Origin of the sequence: Janthinobacterium sp. GW458P, from assembly GCF_002127585.1 — a bacterium.
Taxonomy (GTDB): domain Bacteria; phylum Pseudomonadota; class Gammaproteobacteria; order Burkholderiales; family Burkholderiaceae_D; genus Janthinobacterium.
The window spans coordinates 1-15,954 of the sequence record NZ_NEGZ01000039.1; the positions used below are offsets into that span (position 1 = coordinate 1).

Below are 15,954 nucleotides of genomic sequence, written 5' to 3' on the forward strand. Positions count from 1 at the left end.
ACAGGAGTCTTCATGTTCTTGATCCGTGCCGTCCTGGCGGCCTGCGTGGCGGCGCTGTGCGTCTTGCCGCAAGCCGGCGCTGCCGCACCGCAGCCGACGCTCCCGCCGTCGCGCCTTCCCCCGTTCCCGGCCAGGCCGTTCCCCCGCCCGCGCGCCCGCGCATCGCCCTGGTGCTGTCGGGCGGCGGCGCGCGCGGCCTCGCGCATATCGGCGTATTGAAAGTGCTGCAGGAACTGCACGTGCCGATCGACATGGTGGTCGGCACCAGCATGGGCGGCGTGGTCGGCGGCGCGTATGCGGCCGGCGCTTCCGTGGCGGACCTGGAGAAGATGGCGCGCGAGACGAATTGGGCGCGCGTGGTGGCCGATCGGCCGCCGCGCGACGAACTGGCGTTCCGCCGCCGCGAGGAAGATTTGCTGCTGCCGTCGCGCATCGAATTCGGCACCAGCCGCAACGGCATTTCCACGCCGCCGGCCGCGGCCAGCAATGCGGCGCTGGAGATGGCGCTGAACCGCCTGCTGCCGGCCGGCATGCGCGACCGTCCCGCCAGCCAGCTGCCCTTGCCCTTCCGCTCGGTGGCCTCGGACCTGGTCAATGGCGAGCTGGTGGAGCTGGTCGACACGCCGCTGTTCCTGTCGATGCGCGCCTCGCTGGCCGTGCCCGGCGTGTTCGCCCCCGTGCGCGTCAACAACCGGCTGGTGGTCGACGGGGGCCTGGTGCGCAACCTGCCCGTCGACATGGCGCGCGCCATGGGCGCCGACATCATCATCGCCGTCAACGTGGGCACGCCGCTGGCGCCGGAAAAAGAGCTGGGCAGCGCCATCGGCGTGGCGCAGCAGATGCTGCAGATCCTCACGGAGCAGAACGTGCAGCGCTCGCTCAAGGAACTGCAGCCGCAGGACATCCTGGTGGCGCCGGACCTGACGGGCGTCAGCTTCCTCGACTTTGAAAACTATGCGCGCGCCATGCGCGCCGGCGAACAGGCGGCGCAGGCGCTGGCCGCCCGCCTGGCGCCGCTGGCCCTGCCGCCGGAACAGTACGTGGCGCGCGAGCAGCTGCGCCTGGCCGCGCCGGCCCTGCTCGACGTGGCCCTGCCGCTGACGCGCCTGGCCGTGGAGAGCGAAGGCGATATCAATCCGCGCATCCTGCAGGCGCAATCGGGCCTGGTGGAAGGGCAGTCGGTCACCCAGGAAGACGTGCTCAAGGCGGCGGCCAAGCTGTATGGCCGTGGCGACGTGGCGCGCGTCGAGACGGACGTGGTCGATGCGGGCGACCAGCGCGCCGTCACCATCAAGGCCGTCGAGGCGCCGTGGGCCAGCAGCCGCCTGCGCGTGGGCCTGGAAGTGGCCAGCGATTTCAGGGACAGCAATACCTTTGCCTTGAAGCTGCTGCACGTGCGCTCGAATCTGAACAGCTGGGGCGGCGAATTGCGCAGCATGGTGCAGATCGGCACCACGCGCAACTTCGGGGTGCAGTACTGGCAGCCGCTGGGCGCCGGCAATCCGTGGTACATCGCGCCGTCGATCCAGTACAGCTCGCAGGCGGTCGACCTGTTCGACAAGGGACGGCGCAATGCGCGCGTCGCCTACAGCGGCCAGGGCGCCAGCCTGGTGCTGGGGCGCCAGTTCGGTTTCTGGGGCGATCTGCAGTTCGGCATCACGCGCAGCGAAGTCAAGGCCGGCGTCAGCATTCCCGCCGACCCGGCCTTGGCCGACCAGCGGGCGCTGGGCACCAACCAGTTCGTCCAGTTCCGCGTCGATACCCTCGATTCGCCCGGTTTCCCCACGCGCGGCGTGCTGTTCGACGCCACCTGGACGCGCTCGGCGACCACCGGTACGGGCGAGTCGGGCCTGGGGCGTTCCGCCATCACGGGCATGAAGGCCTTTGGCCGCGGCAACTGGGCCGGCCACGTGTATGGCGAATGGGCGCGCGCGCAGCGGGGCGAGGCGCCGCTCAGCCTGGGCGGCTTTTTGCGCCTGTCCGGCACGCAGTTCGAGTCGGTGACGGGGCGCAGCGTGGCCCTGGCGCGCATCGTGATGGCGCGCCGCATCGGTTCTCTGCCGAGCACCCTGGGCGGCGCCGTGCGGGCCGGCTTTTCGCTGGAAATGGGCGGCGGCTTCGATCAGAGCGAGCGCTGGAAAGCCAGCAAATTCACGCAGGCCAGCAGCGCCTTCATCTCCGTCGATACGCGCTTCGGCCCCGTGTACGTGGCGTCGGGCGCGTCGAAGGGCGGCGCGAGCACGCTCTATCTGTTCCTGGGACCGGTCTGGTAAGGGGCTGCCGGGGCGACGGACGCCGTGCTGCGGCGCAGCGCCGTGAAGGCGGCAAATTCCCATGAGCGAAAACCCAGCAGCAGGGTAAAGCCGTCGCGCTCCTGCGCGGGCAGGCGCCGGTCGTTCTGGTGCAGGCGCGCCAGTTCCTCGGCCAGCTGGCGGATTTTTTGCACCAGCTCCTGGGCGCTCGACAGCGACAGGCGCGCCGGGATGCACATCAGGGTTTCGCCGGCGCCGTCAAAGTGTCCGCTGAAATAATCGGCTACCACGTACTCGCGGAAGTACTGCTGCACGGGACCGTCGGCCAGCCAGTGGAAGGCGTTCGAGACGCGCAGGCTGTAGCGGTTCAGCGGTTTGAGCTCGATCAAGCCCAGGCGGTCCAGTTCGGCCAGGCAGCCGATGCACTCGGCCTGCGTCAGCGCATACGTTTCCACCACCTGCTCCAGGCTCCAGTGGCCCAGGCAGCAGATCGCCACCAGCAGCAGGCGCGGATGCGCCACCAGCGACTTTTCCTGCACCAGGGTGAGCGTGTCGGCGTGCGGCGTGATGTCGGCCGCGCCGCGCAGCACGTCTTCCATGGCGATGCCGGAAGCCTTGCAGATCAGGGCCAGGCGCGACAGCGACATGTCGTGCTGGCCAAACATGCGCTTGACGCTCGATTCGCTCATGGCGATGCGCTCGGCCAATACCTTATAAGTGATGCCGGCGGCGCGCAATTGGGTGCGCAGCACGCGTAAAACCAGTTCAGGCGAACTCACGATAGTTCCTTTTTACAAGTTTGGTAGCGGATGACGGTACCGAATGTAGCCCTTAATGGCACTTTGCACAAGGTGATAGTACTTTGTGGCAAAAAAGATGACACTCCCGCTTGTGGCTCGCGCAGCGCGCTACAACCAGGCAATCCATCCACTTGTAGAGGTTATCCATGTTCCCATCTTTCCGTTTTCCCGCAGCCCTGCTGGCGCTGGCCAGTATCGCTCCCCTGCATGCCGCGGCTGCCGATCCGGCGCCGAGCCCCATCTATATGGGCGCCAGCTACGGCTTTCGCGCCAGCACCAACCTCGATTGCGTGCCAGGACAAGGCGATTGCGACAAAAGCAGCAAGCGCAGCGGCAAGGCCTACGTGGGCTACAGTTTCGATGCGCTGCCGTTTCAGGGCGGCGTGGCCCTGCCTTCGATTGAGCTGGTGGGGTACCTGGGGGGAGAGGTCAAGTCCGGCTTTGACACGGGCGCCGGCAAGCGTGCTGGTCGCGGCAAATTCACCGGTCTCGGCATGCAGGGCGTGCTCGGCTACCAGTTCGACGCGTTCACCCTGAGCGGCCGCGCCGGCGTGGCTTACACGCAGGGCAAGGTCGATTATCTGGGCGGCGGTTCGGACAAGAAGGACAAGATCGGCCTGACCTACGGTATCGGCGCGGCATATGCGTTGAACAAGAACTGGTCGCTGCACCTCGATTGGGACCGCGTGCCGGTCAAGTACAGCACCCAACAGACGAGCAAGGTCGACATGTTTTCGCTGGGCGCGTCCTACCGTTTCTAAGGGGGACGTTCAGCAGACGATGGCCTGATGGCGGACGCCCTGTAAAAGGGGTGTCCGCGGGCGGCCTGCAATGCCCATGGCGGCGTTGCACTGCGCATACTGTCTTCGTCCATGCGCCTTGCCATGGACATTTCCAGATCAGTCCTTGACGTCTACCTTCAGCAGCAGTTTCGCCAGCAGGCGTTTTTCCTGCTGGCGCTGGCCGGACACGGTCTTCACATGCGCCCCGGCGGCGCGCTGCAGGGCAGCGGTGGCGACCGGGTTGCGCGGCTTTTGCGAGGGTTCGACGCGGAACTGCATTTTCTGCCGCGTCGCCAATGCCTTGTTTGCCATCGGTCCCCTCCTTGACTACAGCACGTAGCGCGACAGGTCTTCGTTGACCGACAGCGCTTCCAGGCGTTCATTGACGTAGGCGGCATCGATCACCAGCAGGTTTTCCGTCGTGCTGCTGCCTTCGCTGGCCGTAAACGACACTTCCTCCAGCAGTTTTTCCATCACCGTGTGCAGCCGGCGCGCGCCGATGTTTTCCGTGCGCTCGTTGACCGAATAGGCGATTTCCGCCAGGCGCGTGATGCCTTCCGGGGCGAATTTCAAGGTCAGGTTTTCCGTCGCCAGCAGGGCTTCGTACTGCATCGTCAGGCAGGCGTCGGTGCTGGTCAGAATGCGCTCGAAGTCCGAGATCGACAGCGATTCCAGTTCCACGCGGATGGGGAAGCGACCCTGCAGCTCGGGGATCAGGTCCGACGGCTTGGCCAGGTGGAAGGCGCCCGAAGCGATGAACAGGATGTGGTCCGTGCGTATCATGCCGTACTTGGTGTTGACGGTCGTGCCTTCGACCAGCGGCAGCAGGTCGCGCTGCACGCCGGCGCGCGAGACGTCGGCGCCGCCCGCTTCCGAGCGCGAGGCGATCTTGTCGATTTCGTCGAGGAAGACGATGCCGTTCTGCTCGACGTTCTGGATGGCCTTCTGTTTCAGCTCATCCTCGTTGACCAGCTTGGCCGCCTCTTCCTCGACCAGCAGCTTTAATGCTTCCTTGATCTTGACCTTGCGCGCCTTCTTGCGCTGGCCGCCCACGCCCGAAAACATGGACTTGATCTGCTCCGTCATTTCTTCCATGCCCGGCGGCGCCATGATTTCCATCTGCGGGCCCGCCTCGGCCAGTTCCAGCTCGATTTCCTTGTCATCGAGCTCGCCCTGGCGCAAGCGCTTGCGGAAGGTCTGGCGCGTGCTGTCGCCGCTGCCCGTGTCCACGGCCGCTGGCGTATTCGGCGTGAAACCGAAGTCGCGCGCCGGCGGCACGAGGATATCGATGATGCGGTCTTCCGCCGCGTCTTCGGCGCGCGCGCGCACTTTCTTCATTTCCAGCGCGCGCGTCTGCTTGATGCCGATGTCGATCAGGTCGCGGATGATGGTGTCGACGTCGCGGCCCACATAGCCCACTTCCGTAAACTTGGTCGCTTCGATCTTGATGAACGGCGCTTCGGCCAGCTTGGCCAGGCGGCGCGCGATTTCCGTCTTGCCGACGCCCGTGGGGCCGATCATGAGGATGTTCTTGGGCGTGATTTCATGGCGCAGCGGTTCGGCCACCTGCTGGCGGCGCCAGCGGTTGCGCAGGGCGATGGCGACGGCGCGCTTGGCCTTGGCCTGGCCCACCACGTGTTTGTCGAGTTCGGTAACGATTTCCGACGGGGTCATGTTCATGATCATAGTTGGCTTTCTGTATTCTTTGCTTGGGCGCGCTTGGCGCTTAATCGAGAGTCTCGATAATGTGCGACATGTTGGTATAGATGCACAGCTCGGCGGCGATGGTCAGCGACTTCCTGACCACCTCGGCCGGCGACAAGTCCGTGTTTTCCTGCAGCGCCTTGGCGGCCGACTGGGCGTAGGTGCCGCCCGAGCCGATGGCGCCGATGCCGTCTTCCGGTTCCAGCACGTCGCCGTTGCCCGTGATGACCAGGGTCGACTCGCTGTCGGCCACCAGCAGCATCGCTTCCAGGCGGCGCAGCACGCGGTCGGTGCGCCAGTCCTTGGCCAGTTCCACGGAAGCGCGCAGCAGATTGCCCTGGTGTTTTTCCAGCTTGCCTTCAAAACGGTCGAGCAGGGTGAAGGCGTCGGCCGTGCCGCCGGCAAAGCCGACGAGAACCTTGCCCTGGTACAACTTACGCACCTTGCGGGCCGTGCCCTTCATGACGATATTGCCCAGCGTGACCTGGCCGTCGCCGCCCAGGGCCACTTGCTTGCCGCGCCGGACGCAGAGGATGGTGGTGCCGTGAAATTGTTCCATAGTGACCTCAAAAGATTCGTGCCTATGCGTGCAGCGTCATGCGCCTGCGCGCCCATGGCTCAAAAGTGGGGATGGAAAAGGCAATTGCAAGCGGCACTTGCCGCTGCCGCGCTCGCTTCAGTGTAGTCGGCGCGGGACGAAAAAAAAGCACGCAACGCAGGTTGTGTGCTTTTTTCGCCATCACGGGCCGCCGGGGCGGCCGCGCAAGGGAAGGGGCGATCAGTCGCCGTACAGCTTTTGCTTCAGTTCGCGCCGTTGCTGGGCTTCCAGCGACAGGGTGGCGGTCGGACGGGCGATCAGGCGCGGGATGCCGATAGGCTCGCCCGTTTCTTCGCACCAGCCATAGTCGCCGGCGTCGATGCTGGCGATCGATTGCTGCACTTTCTTCAGCAATTTGCGTTCGCGGTCGCGCGTGCGCAGTTCCAGCGCATGCTCTTCCTCGATGGTGGCGCGGTCGGCCGGGTCCGGCACGAGCACGGTTTCACGCAAGTGTTCCGTGGTTTCGCCGGCGTTTTTCAGCAAGTCTTTCTCGAGCTGCTGCAGGCGCGCCTTGAAGAATGCCAGTTGTGCCGGATTCATGTAGTCATCTTCGCTCATGGCGCGAATTTGGTCTTCGCTGATGAGAGGGATGTCTTGGTTGGCGGCCGGGGTCGATTTATTAGTTTTGGTCATAACTTCGCTTACCTTCGATACGACAGAGTTTTCAAATTGATCAGTTGATGCGGCGGTGCCGAGCAACTGTACAGGTTCCGCTTGGCATTGCTGTCCCGCTGTACTGCGTGCGACCTTGGCTTGCCGGCGGCGGCCAGGACTACCGGCCGGCTATTTTTGCCATGTTGATAACTTTTTACCGCTCTATGCCAGTCGCGCTCTGTGCGCGACAACGGGCGTGTTGGGTGGATCGCTTGCATGCCTGGCATGCGGCCAGCGGCAGTTTGCCAGCATTTCATGACAGGCTAACGACATGGGCCGTTTTCGTCGCTGATTTTGGCACGCTTTGCCTTATATTGCCATCCCGATTTGTTGACTAGCCGATCAGAGGCGGCCACTTGTTGGTTTATGTCAGCAAGATTGTCGTCGGATGGCGGGAAAGCGTGCTTTACTTTCCCTTTTGTTTCTGCTTTGCAACGGGTACTTTGCAAAACCCGGCTAGTTTATACCAAACATTGTTCGAGTCCGCGAATAAAAATGTCTTTTGGTAGATTTTTGCCAATAAATACCATTTTGCTGCCGCGTACCTCGTTTTCGCCCCATTTGGCGCCCAGGTCACTGCCCATCAGCTGGTGCACGCCCTGGAAGACCACCTTGCGCTCGGCGCCCTGCATCAGCAGCACGCCCTTGTAGCGCAGCATGCGCGGGCCATACACTTGCACCAGGCCGCCGAGGAATTCGTCGAGCTTGGCGCTGTCGAACGGCTGCGTACTCTTGAAAACAAAGGCGGCGATATCGTCGCTGTGCTGCGCATGGTGGTGGTCCGCATGGCCGCAGTCGGTGGCGCAGGCGTCGCTGTGCTCGTGTTTGTGGCCGTGCTCATGGCCATGTGCATGGTCGTGCGCCGTGTCGTGCACCGTGTCGTGATCATGTACGTGCGCCGTCTCCGTCGCCAGGAAATCCGGGTCCAGCTCCAGCTTTTCATTCAGGTTGAAGCCGCGGATGTCGAGCACCTCGGCCAGCGGCGCGCGGCCGAAATCGGCCCGGGCGATGGGCGCGCGCGGATTGATGCGCTTCAGGCGGCGCGTCAGGGCGGCCACGTCGTCATCACTGACGAGGTCGGTTTTTGACAGCAGCAGCTTGTCGGCAAAGCCCACTTGCCGCTGGGCTTCCTCGTATTCGTCAAGTTGCTTCATGGCATGGCGGGCGTCGACCACCGTGATGATGGCGTCGAGCATGTAGCGGCTGCCCACTTCCTCGTCGACAAAGAAGGTTTGCGCCACGGGGCCGGGATTGGCCAGGCCCGTCGTTTCGATGACGACGCGGTCAAACGCGATCAGGCCAGCGTCGCGCTTGCGCGCCAGTTCCGTCAGGCCCACGATCAGGTCGCCCCGCACGGTGCAGCAGATGCAGCCGTTGTTCATCTCGATGATGTGTTCGTTGCTATCCTGCACCAGGATTTCATTGTCGATGTTTTCCTGGCCAAACTCGTTTTCGATCACGGCGATGCGCATGCCATGGTCTTCCTGCAGTATGCGGTTGAGCAAGGTGGTTTTGCCCGCGCCGAGGAAACCGGTGAGGATGGTGGTGGGTATCATTGCCATGCGATGCCTATGCTGTAGTCGGTGGTGCCGCCGCGCAAGCGGACGAATCCGGACGATTATGCCGGAATTTCCCAAATGCTTGCAAATGTGCGCCGATTCGCTTGATTTGGATCAGGCCGTCTGGATTATCTGGCCTTGGCGCGCGGGTGGGCCTGGTCGTAGACGTGGGCCAGGTGCTGGAAGTCGAGGGCCGTGTAGACCTGGGTCGAGGTGATGCTGGAGTGGCCCAGCATTTCCTGCACGGCGCGCAGGTCGCCCGACGATTGCAGCACGTGCGAGGCAAACGAGTGGCGCAGCACGTGCGGATGCACGTTGGCGGGAATTTCCGTCGCCAGCGCGTGCGCCTTCAGGCGCAGCTGCAGCACGCGGGGCGAGATGCGCGTGCCGCGCGTGCTTAAAAACAAGGCAGCGCTGCCATCTTTTGCCTGCGGGCGCACGGCCAGCCAGGCGGTCAGGGCCACGAGAGCTGCCTTGCCGACGGGCACCTTGCGCATCTTGCTGCCCTTGCCCGTGACGACGACTTCGAAGCTGGCCATGTCGAGCCAGCCCAGCGAGGCGGGCTGGCCGCCTTCGGCCTTGCAGTAGTGGGTGTCCAGGCTGGTCAGTTCGGACACGCGCAAGCCGCTCGAATACAGCAGCTCGAACATGGCGCGGTTGCACAGCTGCTCCGGCTCGGCGCCGCCCTGCTGGTGTTGCGCGGGCGCCACGAGGCGCACGGCGTCGTCCACCGACAGGGCTTTCGGCAAGGTCTTGGCCCGCTTGGGCGCGCGGATGCCGTCGACGGGGTTGGCGTCGAGCGCCGTTTCGCCGCTGAGCCAGTTGAAGAAGCCGCGCCACGACGACAGCTTGCGCGCGATCGAGCGCGGGTCGAGGCCGCCGGCGTGCAGCTTGGCCGTGTAGCGGCGCACTTCATTGTGCGCCAGGGCCGTCCACGGCGTATTGCCGCTCAGTTCCAGCAGGGCGCGCAGGTCGCGCCCGTAGGCGTCCAGCGTATGCGGCGACAGCTTGCGCTGCGTGGCCAGCTGCGCCAGGTAGGCGTCGAGCCAATCGGCCTTGCCGCGCGCCGCATGCATGGCGGCCTCAGGCTGGCGAACCGGCGCGCAGCGCGGCCAGGGCGGCGCTGGCCGTGGCGCCGATATGCACGAGGAAGTCGGTGCCCATGCTGGAGGTGAAGCGTTCGCTGTCTGGCGAGCCGAGCACCAGCAAGCCGAAGGTGCCCGTGGTGCCCGGGGCGCGCAGGGCGATCATCACGGTCGATTCGATTTTATCCGCCTGCAACCAGTGCACGGCTTCGAAATCGCGGTTGCTGCCGCAGTACGGCGCTTGCAGGCTGTTGGCGAACATGCGCACGTCGGCCGTGACGTCTTCCGTGAACCAGCCGTTGGCGTGTTCCGGCAAGACTTGCCACAGGCGCAGACTGACGTAGGGCACGTCGAAATTGCTTTGCAGCGCATCGACCAGCACGCGCGGCATGGCGGCATCGTTGCGTACTTGCAGCATGGCCTGGTTCCAGCCGTGGAACTTGCTGGCGATGTCGCCATTTTCCTCGGCCAGGCGGCTCAGCTTGGACATGCGCAGCTCGAGCGCCTTGTATTTGTCGCGCATCACTTCCATCTGCCGCTCCTGCAGCGAGATGGTGCGTCCCGTCAGCGGGCTGCTCAGTTTGACCTCGCCGAGCAGAGCTGTATGCTCTTCGAAGAAATTCGGGTGCTCGCTCAGATACTGGGCGACGGTGCTGGAATCGAGTGTGGCGGTCATTGATAGTGTCAGAAGATAGAAGGATGAACACTTGATTCTAACCGAGAGTGCGCCGCAATATGGAGCAAAAGCGCGCGCCCATGAAAAAAGCGGCATGGTTGCCCATGCCGCCTTGCTCCGTCTGGCGCGTCACGTCACCCGTAGCGGGTGACGCGCGATGCCATTAGAAGTTGTGGTGTACGCCGATGCCGAAGTAGTTGATGCTTTTCGCAACGTTGTAGTTGATATTGTCGGCCACAGCGCCTTTTTTGTTCGAGATGTCTGCATATACGTAGGTGCGCTTCGACAGATTGTAGTCATAGCCCAGCGATGCTTGCTTGGTTTTGACGACGCCATCGGGCGTTTTCTGGCCATAGCCGGCGCGGATCTTGCCTGGGCCAACGTCGTAGTTGGCGCCCAGTACCCACGATTTGGTGCCGGTATTGATGATTTTGAAGTCATCATCCTTCTGGTGCTGGATCGACAGCATGACTTTCAGCTCAGGAATAGGATTGACCGAGGCGGCAACCGACCACAGCTTGGCTTGCAGGCCATTGCGCTCGTAGGCAGCCATGGCGGCAAAACCAGGCGAGGTGTACGTCGCGGAGATCGAGTATGGCGTCGATGTCGGCGCCACGTTGGCTGGCACGGCATAGTTGCCCGAAGCAAATGTTACCGAATTGCCCGGCGCACGTGCCGGGACGGCGCTGTTGTTATTGGCTTCCTTGGCAGCGACGGTGGCGTTGAGCTGGAAGCCATTGAACACTGGCGAGTTGTAGAACACGGCGTTCGAGAAGCGGTTACGCGAGTTGCCTGGCGCGCTCAGCGGATCGCTGGTGTAGCCGGCGACGGTCAGGTCGGTCTGGAAACCGGCTTGCGTAGGCATGCCCGACCATGGTTCGAACGAGGTGCTCACTTCCTGGTATGCGGTCAGACCACGGCCCAGACGCAGGGTACCGAAGTCGCCTTGCAGGCCGACGCGGCTTTGACCCTGGAAGAGTGGACGCGAGTTGTTGCCCGACGTGTTTTCAATGGTGCCCGTGTCGGATTCATAGCGAATTTCCAGTTGGAAAATAGCTTTCAAGCCATTGCCCAGATCTTCCGTGCCTTTGAAGCCCAGCTTGTTGTTGTCGCGTTTGCCGACGGAAGTGGTGCCTTCGGTGGCCTTGGTCAGACCTGCATCGATCGTGCCGTAGATTTGAACGGACGACTGCGCTTGTGCGGTTGCGGCGTAGGCGCCGAAGAGAGCGAGGGCAACGAGTGATTTTTTCATGTCTTATTCCCTATTAAAAGTAAGTTCCGTCCGAGATCCGAGCAGATTGAAATGCGCCAACTGCCGCGTTTCGATGAATGAACCTTAATTCGTCGGCACGCAAGACGTGTGGGATTGGTCAAATATGCGTGAAAAGATTGGTGAAAAGCGGCATAAGCGCATGCCCCTGTTGTATTTTTGTAACGCGCGATTTCTGCGGCCGGCACGCCAACGGCCACCGTCTTCCCTTGCTGGCGCATCGGCCGCAAGCGCATATTGGCGTAACGTCGCCATGGCATTGTTGCGTTGAATCAAGTTCTTGCGCCGGCTTTGGCGGAATTTGGACGCCGTGACGGTACACTAGGGGACGGCTTGCATCGACAGGCCTGAGACAGCTCACCATTATTAGAATCATTGACTCAATATCGAGAATCGATGGCAAATCGCGAAACATTAGGATTGATCAAGGGGGCGCGTGCGGGCGATGTGGCCTGCCAGCTGGCGCTGGGACGGCTGTACCTGTTCGGGCAGGGCGTGCCGCAGAGCTTGCCGACCGCCTTGCACTGGCTGGCACGCGCGGCCCAGGAAGACAGCCAGGAAGCTTGCATGCTGATCGGCACGCATGTGCCGTTCGAGGTGGCGCAACCGGCGGCCAAGGTGCTGATTCCGTACTACGCGCAGGCGTACGACGCGGGGCTGGCGCAGGCCGGTCTCGTGCTGGCGCAGCTGGTGCTGGGCGATGCGGCCAGCACCACGTGCGAAATCCTGCGGGCCAAGGCGCGCCTGGCCCTGGACGCGGCCATACGCGCCGGTTTGCCCGATGCGCAATGGCTGCTCTCCACGCATGATGGCGTGGCCGGAGACGCTGTAGCGGCCGTCAGGCATGCCGTGGCGCAGGGAAGCGAGGCCGATACCCTGGTGCATGCCGGGCTCGAGCGTGCATGGAATACGGGCGACCATGCGGCGTTCCTGGCGCAGGGCTTGCCGCTGGCGCGCGAACTGCTGCAGCGCCAGGCGGCGGCCGGCGCGCGCACCATCGCCCTCGATGCGCAGCAGGTGCTGTTGCTGTCGCGTTGCGCCCAGGCGCTGGCGCCCGGTGGCGACGCCGAGGGCTGGCAGTGTTGCGAACTGGCCGCGCATGGCGGCGACCGCACGGCACAGCTGGAGCTGGGACTCGGCTATGCGCGCATGGATGCGCATGGCCAGCGCCTGGCCACGCGCAATGGCGCGGCGAATTTCAAGCGGGCAGTGCGCTGGCTGACGCAGGCGGGCGAGCAGGGCCTGGCCGAAGCGTGGTTCGTGCTCTCGCGCATCTATACAAAACCGGAATTTTCCCAGCGCAATGTGGTCGAAGCCCATTGCTGCCTGGAGCGGGCGGCCGACCTGGGGCATGGCCCGGCCCAGCTCGAGTGCGGCATGTATGCGTGGCGTAACCGCCGTGATGGCGTCAACAGCGACGTGCGCGCCGCCTACTGGCTGCTGCAGGCGCAGGCGCAAGGCAGTGCTGAAGCGGAGGCGGCGCTGGCGCGCATTGCGCCGCGCGGCGAGCCGGGCGACTGGGGGCAGTGGGCCGCGCTGCAAGCCGGCTCGCCGCTGCGCCAGCTGGAGCAGAATCATCCCTTGCTGGCGGCGCGGCTGGAACTGGCACGCTGGTTTCACCTGTCGCGCGCCGAGGCATTGCTGCTCGACATGCATGCGGCCGACCAGGGGCATTGTCTGTTGATCGATATCAGTGCCGCGCATGGCCGCGGCAAGCGGCGCCTGGCGCTGATCCGCACGGCGCAGGAGCGCCAGGTGCTCGACCAGGTGGTACGCCTGTTCGAGCGCGTCGATTGCGGCGTGGCGGGGCCGGAAGGCAATTACCGGCAGCGCTTGTACCGCCTGAAGTGCTACCTGGGCGAGCTGGGCGTCGCGCAGGAACAGCAGTTCCTGGCCGCCTGACCCATTCCTTACAGCTCGATCGTGCCTTCGAAGACGGTTACGGCCGGGCCCGTCATCAGGACGGGCTGGCCCGGGCCTTGCCAGGCGATCGACAGTTCGCCGCCGCGCGCACTGATGCGCACGGGGGAATCGAGCAAGCCGCGCATGATGCCGGCCACGGCGGCGGCGCAGGCGCCCGTGCCGCAAGCGAGGGTTTCGCCCGCGCCCCGTTCAAACACGCGCAGTTTCACGTGCTGGCGGTTGACGATCTGCATGTAGCCGGCGTTGACGCGGCGGGGAAAGCGCGGGTGGTGCTCGATCAGCGGCCCCGACGCTTCCAGGTCTTGCGCGTCGACATCGTCGACCACCTGCACGGCATGCGGATTGCCCATCGAGACGACGGACACCAGCACCGGGCCTGCATGACCGGGCAGCGCCAGGTCCAGCGGCCATAAGGTGTCATTTCCCTGCGCCACGCCATCGAGGCCGCTTGCATCGAACGGCACCAGCGCGGGTTCGAGCACGGGCGCGCCCATGTCGACCGTGATGCTGCCATCAATTTCCAGGCGCGGTGCGATGATGCCGGCCATGGTTTCCACGCGGATGCTGCTCTTGCTTGACAAGCCTTTTTCGCTGACGAACTTGACGAAGGCGCGCGCGCCGTTGCCGCACTGTTCCACTTCGCCGCCGTCGTTGTTATAGATGCGGTAGCGGAAGTCGCAGCCGGGCAGGCGTGGTTTTTCCACCACGAGGATCTGGTCGGCGCCGATGCCGAAACGGCGGTCGGCCAGGCGCTGCCACTGGGCCGGCGTGAAATCGACATCCTGATTGATGGCGTCGATGACGATGAAATCGTTGCCCGCGCCATGCATTTTGGTAAATTGGAGTTTCATGTTCCGCCGTATCACTTGTGCTGGTTATAGAACGACGCTTCGCCTTCCGGACGCGTCTTGAAGCGTTTATGGGTCCAGAAATACTCGGCCGGCGCTTCGCGCACGCGCTCTTCGATGAATTCGTTCATGCGGCGCGTGGCGGCCGTGATGTCGTCGCCCGGATAGTCATCCCAGGCCGGATAGTAGGTCACTTGCCAGCCCTGGTAATTGGGTAAAAAAGTGGCGATGACGGGTATCACCTGCGCCTTGGCGGCCAGCGCCAGGCGCGCCGTGGCCGTCAGGGTGGCGGCCGGCACGCCGAAGAAGGGCACGAATTCCGCATCCTTCTCGCCGAAATCCATGTCCGGCAGCATGAAATACGGCAAGCCGTCGCGCAGGGCGCGCAGAATCGTCTTGATGCCGTCCTGGCGCGTAAACAGCTTGGGCGGCTTGAAGCGCGAGCGGCCGTTGCGCAAGGCCTGGTCGAAGGCGGCGTTCTTTTGCTGCACGTACATCGAGGAAGCGGAAATTTCCATGGCCGTGGCGGCGCCGGCCACGTCGAGACAGACGAAGTGCGGGCACAGCAAAATGGTGGGCTTGGCCGCGATCTGCTGGCCCGGGAACGCGGGCACTTTCCTGATCAGGCGGTTCAGGCGTTCTTCCGATGACCACCACAGGATGCTGCGCTCCCACACGCTGCGCGAATAGGCCTGGAAATGCTGGCGCGCCAGGGCCACGCGTTGCTGTTCCGTCAATTCCGGCATGCACAGGCGCAGATTCGTCAGGGCGATCCTGCGCCGCGTGGGCATGGCAATGAACAGCACGCTGCCGACGGCCACGCCGAAGCGGCCGAGGATGGGCAAGGGCAGCCAGTGCAGCAGCCACATGAAGGCGATCAGCAGTCTCATGCCTGCTCCCCGGCGGGCTCGGGCGTGGCGGGCGTGGGCGGCGGCGCGCCGCGCGGCACCTTGTAGCGATTGTAGCTCCACAGGTATTGCGCCGGGCTGCGCGCGATCAATTGTTCCATGGCCGCGTTGATGGTGCGCGCCTGTTCGGCCGAGGTGCTGTCGAGGGACGCGGTGAACGGCACGAAATGCACGACATAGCCGCGTCCGCCCGGCAGGCGTTCCGCGTAGGTGATGATGACTTCGGCGCCGCCCATCTGCGCCAGCTTGGCCGGCAGGGTCATGGTGTAGGCGGGACGGCCGAAGAAATCGGCCCACACGCCTTCGCCCTCCTGCGGCACCTGGTCCGGCAGCAGGCCGATCGGCTGACCTTTTTTCAGGCATTTGGCGAAGATGCGCACGCCCGACATATTGGCCGGCGCCAGCATCAGGTTTTCGCGCGCGCGCGCGCCTTCGATCAGCGGTTTCAGGGCGGCGCGCTTGGGCGGACGGTACATGACGGTGAGCGGCGTGCGCAGCGCGATCTGCTGGGCGACGATTTCAAAGCAGCCCAGGTGGGGTGTCAGGAAGACAATGCCACGGCCATGCTGCAGCGCCTTTTCCACCAGTTCCCAGTTTTCCACCGTCGCATGGCGCGCCACGCGCTCGGCCGGCGCGCACCAGATGAAGGGCAGTTCCAGCACGCTCTTGCCCGCTTCGGCCACCGCCGTGTGCAAGTGTTGCGAAAACCCCGCACCCTGCATGTTCTCGCGCATGCGGCGGCGGTAGGACGGGGAAATGGCGTAAATCACCCAGCCGAGCGCAGCGCCCAGGCCATGCAGGACGGGCAAGGGAAAGATGGATAAGAAGCGGAAAATAGGGACTAACATGTATAAGCTGGTTCCAGGAATGGCGTGTTGCCGTGCCAAAATTTTTT

At 64.1% G+C, this 15,954-nt stretch carries 15 protein-coding genes; 3 read left to right on the top strand and 12 right to left on the bottom strand.

Annotated features, from left to right (window positions below; translation table 11 throughout):
- The first annotated feature begins 56 nt into the window (after positions 1-56).
- Complete coding sequence (locus CBW50_RS19315; RefSeq protein WP_086147054.1) at positions 57-2,273, top strand: patatin-like phospholipase family protein; 2,217 nt, start codon at positions 57-59, stop codon at positions 2,271-2,273.
- On the opposite strand, the gene CBW50_RS19320 is transcribed toward CBW50_RS19315, so the two are convergent.
- The gene (locus tag CBW50_RS19320; RefSeq protein ID WP_172404820.1) at positions 2,246-3,031 is read right to left on the bottom strand and encodes a helix-turn-helix transcriptional regulator; all 786 of its coding nucleotides are present in this window, start codon (positions 3,029-3,031) and stop codon (positions 2,246-2,248) included. The two genes, CBW50_RS19315 and CBW50_RS19320, sit on opposite strands and share 28 nt — an antisense overlap.
- Positions 3,032-3,198: 167 nt before the next feature.
- On the opposite strand from CBW50_RS19320, the gene CBW50_RS19325 reads away from it, so the two are divergent.
- Complete coding sequence (locus CBW50_RS19325; RefSeq protein ID WP_086147055.1) at positions 3,199-3,813, top strand: outer membrane beta-barrel protein; 615 nt, start codon at positions 3,199-3,201, stop codon at positions 3,811-3,813.
- A 138-nt stretch (positions 3,814-3,951) separates the two neighbouring features.
- Here the strand turns inward: CBW50_RS19325 and CBW50_RS19330 are convergent, their stop codons facing one another.
- The 8 genes from CBW50_RS19330 to CBW50_RS19365 all read right to left on the bottom strand — a co-directional run bounded on the left by CBW50_RS19330 (position 3,952) and on the right by CBW50_RS19365 (position 11,362).
- Entirely contained in the window at positions 3,952-4,146 is a 195-nt protein-coding gene (locus CBW50_RS19330; protein WP_077398720.1) for a hypothetical protein, read from the bottom strand.
- A 15-nt stretch (positions 4,147-4,161) separates the two neighbouring features.
- Entirely contained in the window at positions 4,162-5,514 is a 1,353-nt protein-coding gene (gene hslU, locus CBW50_RS19335) for an ATP-dependent protease ATPase subunit HslU (protein WP_086147088.1), read from the bottom strand.
- Positions 5,515-5,560: 46 nt separating this feature from the next.
- The gene (hslV, locus tag CBW50_RS19340; RefSeq protein WP_076565072.1) at positions 5,561-6,097 is read right to left on the bottom strand and encodes an ATP-dependent protease subunit HslV; all 537 of its coding nucleotides are present in this window, start codon (positions 6,095-6,097) and stop codon (positions 5,561-5,563) included.
- 219 nt (positions 6,098-6,316) lie between these two features.
- On the bottom strand, positions 6,317-6,769 hold the full coding sequence (gene dksA / locus CBW50_RS19345) for an RNA polymerase-binding protein DksA (RefSeq protein ID WP_034753066.1): 453 nt from the start codon (positions 6,767-6,769) through the stop codon (positions 6,317-6,319).
- A 482-nt stretch (positions 6,770-7,251) separates the two neighbouring features.
- Positions 7,252-8,352 carry a GTP-binding protein gene (locus tag CBW50_RS19350; protein ID WP_086147056.1) on the bottom strand — a complete coding sequence of 367 codons (1,101 nt, stop codon included), beginning with the start codon at positions 8,350-8,352 and terminating at the stop codon, positions 7,252-7,254.
- Positions 8,353-8,477: 125 nt separating this feature from the next.
- Complete coding sequence (locus CBW50_RS19355; protein ID WP_086147057.1) at positions 8,478-9,425, bottom strand: tyrosine recombinase XerC; 948 nt, start codon at positions 9,423-9,425, stop codon at positions 8,478-8,480.
- A 7-nt stretch (positions 9,426-9,432) separates the two neighbouring features.
- Positions 9,433-10,110 (bottom strand): DUF484 family protein, encoded by a 678-nt coding sequence (locus CBW50_RS19360; protein ID WP_086147058.1) that lies wholly within the window; start codon positions 10,108-10,110, stop codon positions 9,433-9,435.
- A gap of 163 nt (positions 10,111-10,273) precedes the next feature.
- Positions 10,274-11,362, bottom strand: a complete 1,089-nt coding sequence (locus CBW50_RS19365; protein WP_086147059.1) for a porin — start codon at positions 11,360-11,362, stop codon at positions 10,274-10,276.
- A gap of 414 nt (positions 11,363-11,776) precedes the next feature.
- Between CBW50_RS19365 and CBW50_RS19370 the strand changes: the two genes are divergently transcribed.
- Entirely contained in the window at positions 11,777-13,282 is a 1,506-nt protein-coding gene (locus CBW50_RS19370; RefSeq protein ID WP_086147060.1) for an SEL1-like repeat protein, read from the top strand.
- Positions 13,283-13,290: 8 nt separating this feature from the next.
- Here CBW50_RS19370 and dapF read toward each other — a convergent pair whose 3' ends face one another.
- The 3 genes from dapF to CBW50_RS19385 are packed head-to-tail and all read right to left on the bottom strand — an operon-like array spanning position 13,291 to position 15,907.
- On the bottom strand, positions 13,291-14,154 hold the full coding sequence (gene dapF / locus CBW50_RS19375) for a diaminopimelate epimerase (protein ID WP_086147061.1): 864 nt from the start codon (positions 14,152-14,154) through the stop codon (positions 13,291-13,293).
- Positions 14,155-14,165: 11 nt separating this feature from the next.
- The gene (locus tag CBW50_RS19380) at positions 14,166-15,041 is read right to left on the bottom strand and encodes a lipid A biosynthesis acyltransferase (protein WP_086147062.1); all 876 of its coding nucleotides are present in this window, start codon (positions 15,039-15,041) and stop codon (positions 14,166-14,168) included.
- Complete coding sequence (locus tag CBW50_RS19385; RefSeq protein WP_086147063.1) at positions 15,038-15,907, bottom strand: lysophospholipid acyltransferase family protein; 870 nt, start codon at positions 15,905-15,907, stop codon at positions 15,038-15,040. Before CBW50_RS19385 ends, CBW50_RS19380 begins: the two co-directional genes overlap by 4 nt.
- Positions 15,908-15,954: the final 47 nt, after the last annotated feature.